General features: G+C 46.4%; 15 protein-coding genes. 5 read left to right on the forward strand and 10 right to left on the reverse strand.

Annotated features, from left to right (window positions below):
* Positions 1–3: 3 nt before the first annotated feature.
* Complete coding sequence (locus IRJ16_RS03395) at positions 4–2,421, forward strand: outer membrane beta-barrel protein (protein WP_194110102.1); 2,418 nt, start codon at positions 4–6, stop codon at positions 2,419–2,421.
* A 165-nt stretch (positions 2,422–2,586) separates the two neighbouring features.
* Here IRJ16_RS03395 and IRJ16_RS03400 read toward each other — a convergent pair whose 3' ends face one another.
* The 5 genes from IRJ16_RS03400 to IRJ16_RS03420 form a co-directional block, all read right to left on the reverse strand.
* Complete coding sequence (locus IRJ16_RS03400) at positions 2,587–3,153, reverse strand: Maf family nucleotide pyrophosphatase (RefSeq protein WP_194110103.1); 567 nt, start codon at positions 3,151–3,153, stop codon at positions 2,587–2,589.
* Positions 3,154–3,246: 93 nt separating this feature from the next.
* On the reverse strand, positions 3,247–3,762 hold the full coding sequence (locus IRJ16_RS03405) for a KdsC family phosphatase (RefSeq protein WP_194110104.1): 516 nt from the start codon (positions 3,760–3,762) through the stop codon (positions 3,247–3,249).
* A gap of 96 nt (positions 3,763–3,858) precedes the next feature.
* Positions 3,859–4,098 carry a Fe-S cluster assembly protein IscX gene (iscX, locus tag IRJ16_RS03410; RefSeq protein WP_194110105.1) on the reverse strand — a complete coding sequence of 80 codons (240 nt, stop codon included), beginning with the start codon at positions 4,096–4,098 and terminating at the stop codon, positions 3,859–3,861.
* A gap of 108 nt (positions 4,099–4,206) precedes the next feature.
* Positions 4,207–4,539 carry a 2Fe-2S iron-sulfur cluster-binding protein gene (locus tag IRJ16_RS03415; RefSeq protein WP_194110106.1) on the reverse strand — a complete coding sequence of 111 codons (333 nt, stop codon included), beginning with the start codon at positions 4,537–4,539 and terminating at the stop codon, positions 4,207–4,209.
* Between the two features lie 34 nt (positions 4,540–4,573).
* Entirely contained in the window at positions 4,574–5,353 is a 780-nt protein-coding gene (locus IRJ16_RS03420) for a Rossmann-like and DUF2520 domain-containing protein (protein ID WP_394355210.1), read from the reverse strand.
* A 78-nt stretch (positions 5,354–5,431) separates the two neighbouring features.
* On the opposite strand from IRJ16_RS03420, the gene IRJ16_RS03425 reads away from it, so the two are divergent.
* Positions 5,432–6,355, forward strand: coding sequence for an alpha/beta fold hydrolase (locus IRJ16_RS03425; protein WP_194110108.1), 924 nt, complete (start codon positions 5,432–5,434; stop codon positions 6,353–6,355).
* 288 nt (positions 6,356–6,643) lie between these two features.
* On the opposite strand, the gene ccsA is transcribed toward IRJ16_RS03425, so the two are convergent.
* Both ccsA and IRJ16_RS03435 read right to left on the reverse strand, forming a co-directional pair.
* Positions 6,644–9,115, reverse strand: a complete 2,472-nt coding sequence (ccsA, locus tag IRJ16_RS03430) for a cytochrome c biogenesis protein CcsA (RefSeq protein WP_194110109.1) — start codon at positions 9,113–9,115, stop codon at positions 6,644–6,646.
* Between the two features lie 6 nt (positions 9,116–9,121).
* Complete coding sequence (locus IRJ16_RS03435; protein WP_194110110.1) at positions 9,122–9,532, reverse strand: cytochrome c maturation protein CcmE domain-containing protein; 411 nt, start codon at positions 9,530–9,532, stop codon at positions 9,122–9,124.
* Between the two features lie 176 nt (positions 9,533–9,708).
* On the opposite strand from IRJ16_RS03435, the gene IRJ16_RS03440 reads away from it, so the two are divergent.
* Entirely contained in the window at positions 9,709–10,032 is a 324-nt protein-coding gene (locus IRJ16_RS03440; protein WP_194110111.1) for a CinA family protein, read from the forward strand.
* Between the two features lie 89 nt (positions 10,033–10,121).
* Positions 10,122–10,268 (forward strand): hypothetical protein, encoded by a 147-nt coding sequence (locus IRJ16_RS03445; RefSeq protein ID WP_194110112.1) that lies wholly within the window; start codon positions 10,122–10,124, stop codon positions 10,266–10,268.
* Positions 10,269–10,627: 359 nt separating this feature from the next.
* Here the strand turns inward: IRJ16_RS03445 and IRJ16_RS03450 are convergent, their stop codons facing one another.
* Positions 10,628–11,392, reverse strand: a complete 765-nt coding sequence (locus IRJ16_RS03450) for a GLPGLI family protein (RefSeq protein ID WP_194110113.1) — start codon at positions 11,390–11,392, stop codon at positions 10,628–10,630.
* Complete coding sequence (locus tag IRJ16_RS03455) at positions 11,392–14,163, reverse strand: beta-sandwich domain-containing protein (protein ID WP_194110114.1); 2,772 nt, start codon at positions 14,161–14,163, stop codon at positions 11,392–11,394. The genes IRJ16_RS03450 and IRJ16_RS03455 overlap by 1 nt, the downstream gene beginning before the upstream one ends.
* A gap of 602 nt (positions 14,164–14,765) precedes the next feature.
* Here IRJ16_RS03455 and IRJ16_RS03460 point away from each other — a divergent pair.
* Positions 14,766–14,972: a hypothetical protein gene (locus IRJ16_RS03460; RefSeq protein WP_194110115.1), complete on the forward strand. Its 207-nt coding sequence runs from the start codon at positions 14,766–14,768 to the stop codon at positions 14,970–14,972.
* Between the two features lie 38 nt (positions 14,973–15,010).
* On the opposite strand, the gene IRJ16_RS03465 is transcribed toward IRJ16_RS03460, so the two are convergent.
* Positions 15,011–15,415, reverse strand: a complete 405-nt coding sequence (locus tag IRJ16_RS03465) for a GlcG/HbpS family heme-binding protein (protein ID WP_194110116.1) — start codon at positions 15,413–15,415, stop codon at positions 15,011–15,013.
* Between the last annotated feature and the right edge of the window lie 80 nt (positions 15,416–15,495).

A 15,495-nucleotide genomic window follows, 5' to 3' on the forward strand; every position in this document is an offset into this window, starting at 1 on the left:
CGAATGCTTCGTACCAAATTTATCCTCCCCCTAATTGGGCTATTGTTGTGCGCGATGGTTGGCCGCGCCCAAACGCTGGTCAATTTTTCGCTGTTAGTTATTGATGAGAAGGCAGTACCTATTCAGGGCGCCACGGTAAAGCTTTTACAGGATAATAAAATGATCAAAGGCATGGCGACCGACGCTAAAGGTTTAGCCGTGTTCAGCAACCTGAAGGGCAGCTGCACTTTTTTGGTGAGCCTTACCTCCTATCAACCACAAACCAGGACGTATCAATTCCCGAGCAATAAAAAGGTTGATACGATCAGGCTAAACCCGGCTACCGTAGCATTGCAGGAGGTTAACGTGGCGAGTCGTCCGCCGCAAATTGAGCATAAACAAGGCAAGACCATCGTTAACGTAGAGTCGTCAGTAACCATCACAGGGATGAGTGTATTGGAGATACTGGAACGTTCGCCGGGCGTTACTGTAGACCGTAGCGGCGGCATCAGTATGCAAGGTAAGAACGGCGTACTGGTAATGATAGACGACAAACCGACCTACATCAGCGGCAGCGATCTGAACGATATGCTCAGCGCGATGAACTCCGGTCAAGTGTCCGAGATAGAGCTGATCACCAATCCATCCGCCAAATACGACGCGGCGGGCAATGCGGGAATCATCAATATCAAAACCAAAAAGACCAAACAGATCGGCTTTAACGGGCAGGTGACCGCAAGCGGCGGGCATGGCATTTATCCTAAGGCTAACGATAACTTGCTACTGAATTTTAAGTCGGGCAAGGTGAGTAGCTTTTTTAATTACAGCTATAATTATGCGGAGTACCTCACTAAGATCTATGCCTTGCGCGAGTATTTCAATTCGGCTAACGGGATAACATCTACCTTAGACCAACCTTCCTACTTTACCGGGACGGTGAATAGCCACACTATCAAAACAGGTTTGGACTATGCCATCAGCCCTAAAACAACCTTAGGTTTAGTGTTAACAGGCGCTACCAATAAACGCAAAGGCGATAATGACGCAACGGCGACATGGCTGAACAACTCTGGCGGTGTGGATTCGGCTATTTCTACCACCAACATCAGCAATAACAAATTCCGTAATGGGATGGCGAATTTGAATTTGCGACATAATATCTCACCTAAAGCGGATATCGGTGCTGACATTGACGTGTTGCATTATGATATTAGCGCTGATCAGGCCTTTAACAATCACCTGCTTGCACCGGGCGGTTATACCGAATTATCTAAAGGCGATATCCCAACGACCATCGATATTGTGACCGGAAAGGTTGATTATAGTCTTAAGAACGCTAAGAACGATAGCTGGTTATTCGGCGCCAAAGCATCACGCAGCAATACGGATAATACCGCCTACTATCAAAATTTCCTCGGCGGCAATTGGGTCGATGACAATAGCCGCAGCAACCACTTTATTTATAAAGAGCAGATCAGCGCGGCCTATTCATCGTGGGAGGCTAAGCGGGGTAAATTTAGCTGGCAATTAGGCTTGCGTTACGAGCAGACCAATTATGACGCTCACCAATTGGGTAATGCTATCCAAAGAGATTCATCATTCTCGCGCAACTATGGTGGCTTTTTCCCGAGCGGATACCTGACCTGGCAGACGGATAAAAACAATGGATTGACCGCAAGCATTAGTCGTCGTATTGAGCGACCAGCTTTTCAAAAGCTGAATCCGTTCTATTTTATCATTAATAAGTACACCTACCAAACGGGGAATGCCTTTATCCTACCGCAATACACGCTCAATTTTGAGCTAAGCCATCAATACAAAAGCTGGCTTACCAATACGGTATCTTACAGTAGTATCGACAATTACTTTTCGCAGATATTCCTGAACGATGGCAATAAGGGCATCCTATTGTATACTCAAGGTAATGTAGGCCATGCCTATAATTTTAATGTACAGAGCATGGTGGTGTTAAACCCAACAGGTTGGTGGTCTACTACCGCTACTGCCCTATACACCCACAAGCAACTAAAAGGCTTTAACGGTAACACAGTAACCGCTACTGCTGATCAGTTGAATATCAGCACTACCAATCAGTTCACCATCGCTAAAAAGTACACAGCTGAATTATCGGGTTATTATTTGACCAGCTCACGCATCGATATCCAGGAACAATTGTACCCATCGGGGCAATTGTCTATCGGGCTATCGAAATCGGTGTTCAACAAGAAAGGAACGCTACGCATCAACGCGCGGGATCTGTTCTACACCAATTGGCTGAAAGGTTTGACGGATTTCCCTACAGCAACAGAATATTTTAAATTACAGCGCGATACAAGGGTAGTGATGGTGTCACTCACTTATCGTTTTGGGAAGACCTATAAGGTCAATAAGCGTTCGGATGGTAGCGCCTCGGATGAGATGCAGCGGGTTGGGAATGGGTGATGGGATGGTGACGTCATCGGGGTCAAATGTTGGTAGAAATAAAAAAAGATACCGAAACCGTGCCATCGGTACGGAACTAAACCGGGGTTGCATACCTACGGCATGCTTTCATTTTGGATAATATTTCTACCAACATTTTGCTTCTATGGAGCAACCTTGCTTACTTTACAACTTCGCCATTTTCAACAACTGCTGATACAGCTTCTCAGTTGGCAGGCCGACAACATTAGTATATGATCCGTTAATCCGTTGAATAGCGGTCACCCCTACCCATTCCTGGATACCGTAAGCGCCGGCTTTATCAAATGGTTTATATTTAGTAACGTAGTTGATGATCTCGGCATCGGTCAGCTTGCGGAAGAATACCTCGGATACATCGAAGAATTTATTGACGTGGCCTTTATACATCAGGCATACGCCCGTCACCACGCGGTGCACGTTGCCGGATAACATCTGTAGCATTTCGACGGCGTGGTCGGCATCCTTGGGTTTGCCTAAGATCTTGCCATCTATCTCAACAATGGTATCAGCGGTGAGGACGATCGCGTCATCAGCCTCTTCATCAAAAGCTAAAGCTTTCTTTTCGGCGATGTAGACCGCTATCTCGGCGGGCGTTAATCCGTCAGGGTAACTTTCGTCAACTTCTTTTAAAACGATGCGGAAATCTACGTCCATCAGCTTTAACAGCTCCTGACGGCGTGGGGATTTGGAGGCGAGGATTATTTTGGTCATTTGACAATGGTCATTAGTCATTCGTGAATAGCGGATAAGCATGCAGTTCTTAACTGATCACTGGTCAACCGACCACCGATCACCGATCACCACCTACCAACTATACGCCTCGGCGTTAAGCCATTTGCCTTGCACTTTCATCACCTTTTCGATGATGTCGCGGGCGCAGCCTTTGCCTCCGGGGATGGGTGAAATATAGGTACTGATGGCTTTGATCTCTTCCACCGCGTCGGCTGGGCAAACGGGTAAGCCACAGTACTGCATCACTTTCATATCCGGGATGTCGTCGCCCATAAAAACGGCGGTGGATGCGTCAATCCCCATATGTTCCAAATAGTTCTTTAGTGTGGCTACCTTATCTTTAGATGCCATAAAAACATCCTTAACGCCAAGGTCGTTAAGACGGATGCGTGTACTTTCGGCAACTGCTCCCGAAATTGCCGCTACCTTGTAACCACACTTAACAGCTAACTGCAAAGCATAGCCATCTTTGATATTGAACTGACGGAACTTATCGCCCGAGTCGGTTACGAAAACGCTTCCGTCGGTCAACACGCCGTCTACGTCAAAAACGAAGGTGGTGATCTCGTGTAGTTTACTCAGAAACATTTAGTTTGCAGTTAAAAGTTTGCAGTTTGCACTGATATCGAGTTTGTGGTCCGACTCTGCAAACTGCAAACTCAAAACTGCAAACTCAAAACTAAACTATTGATTATCTCGCCACTCGTACACCCAGGCGCTTTGGATCTGCTCCAGGTGGCCTTCGCTTGATTCTTCGCGGGTGCCTTTAAAATCGGGCAGGGAAAGTACCCACTCTAACAGGTCGGTAAAGCGGATGCGGTATATTTTAGACTCATCAAAGTCGTCGCCAAACTTTTCATAAAGTCCCATGGCTATGTCTTCGTGGTCGTTCCAATAGATCGGTAATGCGAATTTGTCTTGCATGTTTTTAGGTTATACGCTAACGTTGCGCGTTAAACGTCTTGGTGTATCGGTGTTATAAATATAGAGAAAGAGGTTGCAACGCAAAACGTCGAACTTAAAAACCTCCTCTTAGTGCCCCATAAAGCCTGACTGATCAGGGATAGTGATCTCGATATCGCCATCGATCAGTACGCACTGGCAACCCAAACGACTGGTAATACGCGGGTTAACGGCGCGATCTATAAAATCCTCTTCCTTGTCTGATATCTCTTGTATGTTATCCATGCCCTTTGTTACGTAGACATGGCAGGTGCTGCAGCCGCAAACGCCGCCGCAATTATGTTGCAGATCTATGCCATTCTCCAGGCAAACGTCCAATACAGATTCACCCTCGGCAGCCGAAAGTTCCAACGAATCGTGGTCTTTCTCCTCAAAGTTTATCTTGACTTTAAAAATATTCATCAACCGCAAAAGTAGTAATTTTAGCGGGAGCCCGTTACCCCTTTTTATCCATTTTGATAATACCCTGACTAAGCACCTCGTATATCTGCTGCATCATGGGGTTACCGCTTAATAATTGCCGGTGTTTATCCATTGTCGACACATCATTCCGTACCGCCGGACCGGTCTGCACCGTGGCCGGAAAACTTTGTAAAGCCTTGTCAGCGGTCTCGGCGATCAGCGGGCGTATCATATTAAATTCCAACTGATTCTGCTCCAATAAATTTTGGGCGATGCTATACAGATAATTAGGAAAATTACAGGCGAACACCGCGGCAAGATGCAAGATCTTTCGCCCGTCCGAATCTACCTCATACACATTATTACTAATGGTCGATGCCAACTCGCGAAGTTGCTTAGTTATCTCTGCCGACGCTCCCTCGATACACAAAGGCACATCCCAAAAGTTCAGCTCTTTGGTTTTAGTGAAGGTTTGCAGGGGATAAAACACGCCTGCATTCGCAGTATGCTCCGTTATGGTTTGCAAACTTGTTGCGCCCGAAGTATGCAAGATCAGCTTTTGGTAAAAAGTTAACCGTTGCACTATCGCCGGTATAGCATCGTCCTTAACCGATACGATAAAAACATCTGTATCCGGATCTACGTTATTCAGGTCGTCGATAGGCTCAGCCTTGATGTGATAGGCCAATATCGCGGCATTTTGCATGTCCCGGCTGTATACCTGCACTATACGGTGACCGGCGTTTTTAAGGGCAGCGCCAATATGTGTGGCCACATTGCCCGATCCTATAATAGTGATGCGCATTTTATTCAACCGTAAATTTCGGGTTTAATAGTTGATAATGTTAACATCAATGTAATATATTTACCAACCAATTATTTAAAACCGCTGATGCGATACTTCAGGTTGATATTCTTTGCCTTCGTTTTTTTAACGGGGGTGTCTGTCGTGATACTCGGCTTACTTTATATCATTCGCAACAAAGAGAAGATAGAACTCACCGCCGATGAACGACTAAAAGCGCCCGGCAAATTCATCAAACTAAAAGCGGGTTATACCCATTACGAGCTGGCCGGACCCGATACCGGCAAAGTAATAGTACTGCTCCACGGTTTCAGTACCCCCTATTTTGTTTGGGATGGCACGTTTCAGCATTTGGCTAAGCACGGTTACCGTGTACTCCGTTACGATATGTATGGGCGTGGCTTTTCGGACAGGCCGGATAGTATTTACCACCGCGACCTATATTTTTCGCAACTGACAGAATTGTTGTCTTTGCTACACCTCAAAACACCGGTCGATATTGCCGGGGTAGCCTTTGGCGGGATGCTGGCAGCAAATTTTACAGCACAACACCCCGAACTGGTAAATAAAGTGATCTTGATAGACCCTGCCTTTGACAGCCCGCCACCCGAAGAACCTGAATTGATGGCACGCTATTACGAGGTCACCCACCCTACCGAGCGCAGCGAAAGCCAGATGCACGATTTTAAATACCCTACCCTGCATACCGATTGGGTTAGCCGCTACCGTGTGCAAATGCAGTACAAAGGCTTTAGGCACGCGTTGGTATCAACCTTATATAATTACCCTTTTAACGGGCGCGATATTTACGCCCAGCTAAATACACGCCACAAGCCCGTACTGTTGATCTGGGGCCGCGATGACAAAACAGTTCCCTACAATTATGCCGACTCTGTAAAAAATGTGTTAAATGCGTCTTTCTTCCCGGTAGACGATGCCGGTCACTTGCCTTATTTAGAGCAGGCGGATATTGTTAACGAGCGGATATTAGAGTTTTTGAGGGAGAAGTAGATATTTTAACCACAAAGGGCACAAAGAAAGAAGCCACAAAGAACACCAAGCTATGCAAGTAATGAGTTTTGCCATTGTTAAAAGCTTTGTGATATTGGTGATTGATCAGCCGTCGACGTTCAGAGAATACTGGCTTTTTTGACGTGGCTAGATCATTTTAACCACAAAGGGCACAAAGAATAGAAAACACAAAGGACACAAAGCTATGCAAGTGATGAACTTTGCCCTTTGTGTCCTTTGTGAAAAATTTTGTGACCTTAGTGGTTAATTAGCCATTCCCCAATAGGCTTAAACCGTCTTCAACTCCTTGTTCCTTCTAAATATCGACATCAGGAAACCGATGACCATGATAATGGTACCCGACCAAAAGAAATTTATATACGGGAACATGATGGCGCGCATCACTATGTATTGCTTTTTGCTTTCGGGCTGTTGGTAAACGGTTATCTCTACCTTGTTATCCTTAGGGATGATCTTGGTGAGGCGCAGTTTTAGTCCGGCATCTTCTACTTTTTTTGCAAAGTCGAAACCGTTGTTACCCCTGATCAGGTACACCGGCAGGGCCTTGTAAACCTTACCGTGAGTGGTGATCTCCAGCTCTGCGCCAACGGCTACGTCATCAGCTTTTAGCTTGATGCTTTGCAGAGTGGTCTGCCTGGCCAAGGCTTTCAATATCATAAAACCTTCGCGGTAACGGATGGTATCGCCAATGGCAACTTGGTGCGGAACAGGTGCATCGTAGTTACTGTCGTCGTTCTGCTCGGCATCGTGCCCGTCATCACCACCACCGGCTTGCTGGCGCAGCTCGTCCTCATACTTGATCGGGGCCATGCTCACGTGGGTGTATAAGTCGTGGAACAGGTAATGTTTGGTATCCGGCGATGACACCAGCCCCATCTTGCGGTTAGCCTGCGAGTTAGGCGTGAGCGTAAATTGCTCGGTCACCTTGCCTTGCGCGTCTTTCTTTTTGTAATCTACCTTAAAGTAGTGATTAGGCAATGCTATCGAGTCGCCGGTGTAGGTAACCTCGTATTCGCCCATTTGCACCGGCTGATTTTTATATAGCATAATGTTCTCGCGCGGATTGTTGGCCTTGGCAAACTCCTCGCTATACATTTCGCCGGTGGCATTTTCTGATACCACTTTGCTGGTACCGGCCGATATCATGGCACCGATCAGCAACAGGCCAAAACCAATATGCGCAACGGCCGAACCGGCCAGTTTCAGTTTGCCTTTCAGCGCATCAGCTAAAACTTTACCATTAGATAATACCGCGTAAATGGCAGTGATGGTGAGTAAGCTGTAAACGGTATGCAGTTTATAAACACCCGTCAGCCAAACCACTACCCCACCGATCAGTATTGCCGAAAGTAAATAAGCGCCGGCATTGATCAGAAAACGGGCGGGTTCGGTCTTTTTGTATTTTAAGAATTGGGTAAAGCCCATAAACAAGGCCACCACCACAGCGAACGCTCCCTGGAAAATATTGTATAACGTAACTGGCTCGTTAGGAGGGGCTACCTTGGTACCGAACACCGCGTTGAAGACCGGGATAGACGTAACCGCCACCAATTGCAAGCACGACAATGCCAAAAATACTGATCCTACAAATAACCAAAACTCGCGCGAGTAGGTCTCTTCTTCTTTCTGACTGAAGGGCAGCTCTTTCCATCTGGCAACGATAGCTACAACAGCGATCACCAAAAACACCAACACATCAATAATGAGGTGGGCATTCATACCCAGATCGGTAAAGGCGTGTACCGATGTTTCGCCCAATACGCCGCTACGGGTAAGGTACGATGCGTAAAGTACCAGCACAAAGCTGATCAGCGTTAAAAATAAAGCAGTAAAGTAAGCGTGGCCCGAGTTTTTAAACACGATCAGTACGTGTACCGCGCCGATCAGCGTCAGCCATGGGATCACCGAGGCATTCTCTACCGGGTCCCAAGCCCAAAAGCCGCCAAAGTTCAACGACTCGTACGCCCAGAACGAACCCATAATGATACCTGTACCCAAAACCATCACCGCAAAAAGCGAGTATGATATAGCCGGACCGACCCATTCTTTATAACGTTTTTGCCAAAGACCGGCAATGCCGTAAGCAAAAGGAATGATCATGGACGCGAAACCTAAGAATAAGGTTGGCGGGTGGATCACCATCCAATAATTCTGTAATAGCGGACTAAGGCCGTTACCATCGCGCACAAAGGCCAGATAGTCGGGGCGCTTTAAGAACGGAAGCTCTAAAGCATCGCGCAGCAAAATAAATGGCGAACTACCTATGCGGGCGCCAAATATCTCAACCCCGAGTAAAAAACTTGACAACAATACCTGCGCTACCGATATTACGGCAAGCACCGGGCTTTCCCAGCTTTTTGCGCGCCAGATCAACAAGTTACCTAAAACGGCTTGCCAAAAGGTCCACAGCCAAAAACTGCCCTCTTGCCCTTCCCAAAAGCTGGAAATGATATAGTAGACCGGCAAACTGCGCGATGAGTGCGCGTATGCGTAGTGGTATTCAAAAAAGTGGTTGTAGATGATGTAGAACAAGCAAACACCAATGCCGATCACCGATGTAGTGTTCAGCCAAAAGCCTATTCGGCCTATACGCTGCCACGACTTATCTAACTTGTTAATATCGTTAGCCGCAAAAAAATAAGCTATAGTTGAAAGGAGTGCCGCGCCGAACGCCAGTACAACAAAAAATTGGCCTAACTGGCCCGGGAGCAGGTGTTCACCTTTAAAAACTGTATCCATTAAATATTATAAGCTGGCTTGCTTGGCGTTAAATTCCGTCTCTTCCATCTTATCGTTGGTGTATTTTGACGGGCATTTCATTAAGATCTTAGAGGCGTGGAACTCGTTACCCACCATTTTACCGGTAAGTACCACTTGTTCAGATCGTTCAAAGTCCTGCGGCTTGGTACCGGTGAAGATCACCTTGCACTCCGCGCCTTTGTTATCCTTCATGTAAAAAGAAAAGTAATTGGCATCTTTAGTAGCATCGTAGTACAGCTCCTTCTCTTTGTTCAGTTTACCAACCACCTGCATGGTGCTGGCTTGCTCCTTAGCATCCGTAAAGGTACCATAAGTGCTTGAACTTGAATAAGTACTGATAATAACCGCGATCGCGATAGCAATAACAACTAAACCAAAAATGGCGCTCTTTTTCATCCTTACCTCTCTGTTGTATTTTGAGTTTACAAAAATACAAAACGCAAGGCTAATAAAGTTTATTACAAGGGGTATATGCTATTTAGAATTGTTCTTGATAAAGTAGAGATAAAATTTGATACTGCATGGCACTATACCGAGGGAAAATCACTACTTTAAGGTTTAAATTTAGAATAATGTCGCAAATAATTACAGAACAAAGAGTTAAAGATCTATTTGATAAATTATTGATCAAAGATACTTCGGGTAAAAAGATCTATCGAACTATATTTTGTGCAGAAAGTATTACCGCAGGCCTCTTAGCCAGTAGCATTGCTTCTATTGGTGGTGCATCGGGCGTATTAAAGGGCGGAGTAGTTACTTACAACAGACATGTAAAAACCAAGATCTTAGGTGTGTCGGGAGAATTGATAGACGATCTTACTGCCGAATCACAAGAAACAACTAACGCAATGTGCCAGGGTATCCGTGATCTATATCCCGATGCGTCTTTCATGTAGCCGTTACAGGCGTAGCTTCTCCCTCTACAAATAGCTATCATCTTAGCAGAGAGATCGAGGTTGGGCAAATATATGTAGCGATCAACTATATGAATAAATTACATCCATTTAACCAGATCATTAGATATACCAAAAGACCAGAGGACCCTAATACCGAAAGGACCGAGATAAGGGAGAGGACAGTTGATTTCATATTTGATAAAATAGAAGAGCTGATCAGCCAATATCAACATTAAAATAAGACTGGACATTTTAACTCGACTGTCTTATTTATTCCCCGAAAAGCACCACCCCTGCTTCTATCTCCCCTCCGGTCCTGCTATCCGCTGCAAGCCCTCCTTGGGTCGGGGCTTTCCGCTGCTATCAGGTTTAGGGTGAGCGGTTTGTGGTCTTAATTTGGCAATACACACCCCTATCAAAGCCGCTGCAAATTGCACCGACGGTGGTTTCCCCTCTCGAGAGGGGAGACGAAAACAGTGCTTTTACTGCTGCCGCCAACAGGGGTGTGTTGAGGAAGCGATCTGATCTTCGTAGAGACACGATATGCATTTCCCATTCCGCATTTGAAACTTCGCACTTCGCATTCCTTAACCCCTCACCACTGAAACACCAAAAACTTAGCCGAATACCGCCATGGATCAGGATCCTTCGCATACCTATCAATATGTGCTTTATACTGCGACTGATCCATTGTCGTGCCTTTATTAGGCGCGGCAAGGCCTTTGGGGGTGTTGTTGAACAGCGTTACTTTAGTGGCTTTCCAGGTGACATTATCGCGGGGCAGGGTCACTTGCAGGATCATGCCGGGCAGGCCGCTGAATGATGCCGGGCCGCCGGGGATGGGTATCTCGTTTGTAAAAAATGCCACTACGTAAACCGAATCCAAGATCACCCCGTTGGCGCGTTTGCACAGATAGCCTGCTATCTCTCGCACTTCGCCTGTCAGTTTCCATTTTACTTTGCGTATGCTGTCCTTCATCAGGATGGTCTCGGTAGCTATGGTACGTTGACTAACGGTGGTCTGCGCTGTCAGGTCGCTGTAAACGGTGGCGCTGTTATCGTAAATGGGATAATTGCTAAAGCGCGTGAACGGCACATCATCGGGCGTGTACAGGGTTTTGCTGCCGCCAAAGCTGAGCGTGGCCGGCGACACCCTAAATTGCGGGTTAAAATTTTTGAACTGGTCCATCATACGGATGCCCATAGCATCCGTAGGGGTCGGCATCATTTTTTTGAGCAGGGCGTAAACGTTCACCGATTTTTCAAAAGTGATGGCGCCATTTTTGGGTAAGGTGGTCAGCTGTGCAAAGGTCAGGTTCACCAATAGCAGCAGGGCGAGGGTGGTTAAGGTGGTCTTCATTATTTCTGTGCTTCGGTAGTGGTGCCAAATTTGTTAAAATCCCAGGTGAGCGAAAACAGCACTAAACGGCGGATCACGTCAAAATTGTTCTGCGTAAAAGTAGATCCGTATGCACCGCGATCGAAGGTGGCCTTTTGGTTCAGCAGGTCGTTACCGGTAACGGATAGTTTCAGGTTGTTATCTTTAAAAAAGGTCTTGCTCAGCGTACTGTTGACCAGCAGGTAGCTTTGCGCATCAAAATTACGTGTACGGCCAATGTAACGATATTGAGGATCGAACTTCAACTGCACTTTACCCGGTAAATAGAAGGTGCTGGTCAAATTAGAATTAACACCCGGTGCCTCGTTCCTAATCCCGGTAAGGCTGAACTGACTGATCGTATAGTTACCCGAGAACGATAGGAATATGCTATACTTTTGGGCCTTGTATTTTTGGAAGTTAATACTGGCATTATACCCCTGATTATCGGTAATATTAAGTTCATCGTTAACATAACTGTAGTTTTTTGAGCCATTAAAGGCGATGTACCCCCCAACATTGATATCCCAGGGTTTAAATGTGCGGTTAATGTTGAACGATGCCGAGTAATTATAGGGCGTCCGATCGGTCAGGTTCACATAACGGATCACCGAACCACCCGAAGCATTAGTGGTAGAACTATTGACAATAGCATTAGATACTGTGCTAAAACCCATATTTACAAAATTGGATGCGCGGGTGGCCAACTTCAACATTTGAATGTTAATATTAACACGGTTATTGAAAGAAGGTCGCAGATCGGGGTTACCGGCTACGATGTTCAACGGGTCGTTATTGGTACGTACGGGCTGTATCTGCTCTACCGATGGCTGGGTATTGCTACCGTTGTAGCCCATAGAGATACTCTTCCCTTCGCCCGGGCGGTAGATCCAGTTCACCTGTGGCGATACGTTGATGAAGTTGCGGTTAAAGGTGGTATTTTGATAAAGGTCTACCTGTTTGTAACCTACACGGGCCAGGCGTGAGCCAAAGTCCAAAGTCGACTTTTTACCCGCGTAGTTGAACATCGCCCCTACCTCGTTCACGGTTTGGTTAAACTTATAATCGTTACTCACGGCAAGATCCAGCGAATCGTAAACGCCGCCGCCCGACCGGTTAAAACTCTCGCGGTTGGCCATCGCATTATTCATCCCGAACGAATAGTTGAACACGCCGGATAGTTGCTTGGTCAGCGGTTCGGTATAGGCCACGTTGCTGCCCAATACATTATTGCTGCTGCGGCTGCGCTTTAACTGATCTACCCGGGTGGTATCGCCCACGCCGCCATTGTATTGCTCAACCACGGCGAACAAGTTGCCTGCCGAACCATTTTGATCGTACATCTGCTCCACGGCCCAGGAGATGGTGCGCCGTGGTGTCTTGAATTTTTTGGTGTAGAGCAAGTTGTTCCGCACGATCCTACCATCGCCCTCGTTACGGATATTACGCACCGACCGGTTGATCACATTAGTACCATCATCGCCCACGCTGCTGTTATTGTTCACCAGGTCAAAATTTTTGAAGGTGCCGCTGGTCACCACCTTCAAATCGGCGGTCTCGCTCAATTTTAACTGATAGGTCACGTCCAGCTTTTGGCGGAAAGCGTAGTTATTATAATTCTGTTCCGAGCGCGAGTTGATCACCCTGTTCAGCAAGTTTTGCTGACTAATGGTGGAATTTTCGCCCGTGGTGGCCATAGATCCGATCTTATAATTCACGTTGATGAACTCCTTGCGGTTATTCCAACGGCTATCAAAATGCGCCCCACCCGTGCGGGCCAGCGGGAAACCCCGCCCATCATACTGACCATTAGATATACCCAACTCGTCGCGACTGCTGAAAATGGTAAGGCTGCCTGTAGCGGATATTTGCATATTATCGCTGGTACCCAAACGGCTCTCTTCGCTTAAACCAAGCCCGGCTTTGCCCGTGTTGGCAATGGTGCCGTAAAGCGAATACTTTTTATTCTGATCAAAACGGTTATAAAATCCCGAAGCCTGGTGGTAACGTTCTACATTACTGCCGCCATCTAACTGGCCGAACACCCCTTTGCGCTTATCCTCTTTCAGTACAATATTAATAGTCTTGGTCTTTTTACCGTCGTCGATACCGGTAAACGTAGCCTGGTCCGACTTTTTGTTGTACAACTGCACCTTATCCACCATATCGGCACGGATGTTTTTGGTAATCAGCGTGGGGTCGTCGCCAAAAAACTCCTCGCCATCCAGCAGCACTTTACCTATGCGCTCGCCGTTAGCGGTGATGCCGCCGTTAGCATCCACCTGTATGCCGGGCAGCTGTCTCAGCAGGTCCTCTACCTTATCGTTCGGCTGAATCACAAAAGCTTTGGCATTGTAGGTAGTGGTATCGCCATTGATCTTAATAGCATCCACCTTGCCTTTGATCAGTACCTCCTTCAACAAATTAGCCTTCGACTGCATGTTGATCGTCCCCATGTCCTTATCGCCCGTGACATCCACCCCTACCGTCCTATCGGCATATTTAGGGTACGAGAGCACCAGAATGTACTTACCGGCGGGAATATTGTTGAGCGTAAAAGAGCCGTCGGCCGCCGTCCAGGTGAAAGCCCTCAAAATAGAATCCTTAGCGTTGATGACCGCCACACTACCCTGCGGGATGTTGAGGAACTGCGAACTATCCCGCGCAGCGCCCTTTATGCGGTAAGCACTTTGCGCCAGCACCTGCCCCACGCTAAGCAGGCAGAGCATCAAGCCTAAATAAATGATTTTCATGATAGGTATTATACCCGGGTTGACGGGCTTTATATTTTGTTTTAGGTTGACGAAATTGGTATTTGATAATTGCTTACACCAAAGTAAACGCCATAATTACAATATCAAATTTATTTACTATTATTTTAGTTACCGAACGATAAAAATAGTTTGAATGAGAAGGATTGCGAAATGCGGAAGACTGGTCAATGTAAAACTCCCTGCTCGTTAATACGGGTAGCAACGCGGGACTTTACTAACATCACAGTTGCGAACGGAATCGGTGCTTCTGTCGACCTATCAAATACCCGGCCCTCATAAATGACCTGAGCGATGGCAAAATGCGTGACGCAACAGATCATAACGATAAAAGCAAAAAGAGATCTGAATATAGACATGTTCATTCGGGGAAATGCTTAGGTTGAATTAGAAGGAAGTCGGAACGCGCAATAGACCGAGGTCGTTTTGTATAGATCGTGTCTTATTGCCCTTCCCTACGTTGGCCGATACAAGGTACGAATATTTTTCTACACTTTCAAATAAAATACTAAATATTTTGGCAGTCGGCAGCAAAACTTTTATGGGCGATCTGTTGTTGACCTACCAAACCAAGTTTAAATTATATGAACAACTTTTTCCGTGCATTGATCGCCGGCTATGGCGCAAAAAAATTAGGCGGCGGATGCCTGTCTACCATCGTGATATTTGTGGTGATCTACATGCTGCTGGGCAAGTGCAGCAACGATGTGAATGCGACCCCGATCAAACCCAAAATACAAACTGAACAGAAAGTGAAAATAACGCACTTAAAACTCAAAAAAACGGCCTAAAAGACCGTTTTTTTGATACACTTTTTTCGGGTGTTAGCTTAGAGCATCAACGCTGCAACACCTGCCGACGCAACCTGGTGATCTTGCTCAACTGATCCGCCGGATACGCCGATAGCACCGATGATCTCGCCGCTTCCGTCCTTTAACGGGATACCGCCAGGGAAAGATATTAAACCACCGTTTGATACTTCGATGTTATAGAGCGGTCCACCAGGTTGGGATAGTGTACCGATATCACCTGACGGCATATCAAAAAACCTTGCCGTTTTTGCTTTTTTGATGGAGATATCCAGCGAGCCTAACCAGGCTTTGTCCATACGGTGAAATGCTTTCAGGTTAGCGCCTTCATCCACAATGGCGATATTCATTGGCACCCCGATCTCTTTTGCCTTCTGCTTGGCAGCTAAGCTGATAGCCTCTGCTTGTTCTAATGTAATGTTCATATAGGTCATGTTATTTTGTATAACTATAACCTGCGGGCACTAACCGTGTTTTAAAGGAGTTGGAGATGCTTACCTCTATA

This window comes from Mucilaginibacter myungsuensis (genome assembly GCF_015222005.1).
In the GTDB taxonomy this organism is placed as follows: Bacteria; Bacteroidota; Bacteroidia; order Sphingobacteriales; family Sphingobacteriaceae; genus Mucilaginibacter; species Mucilaginibacter myungsuensis.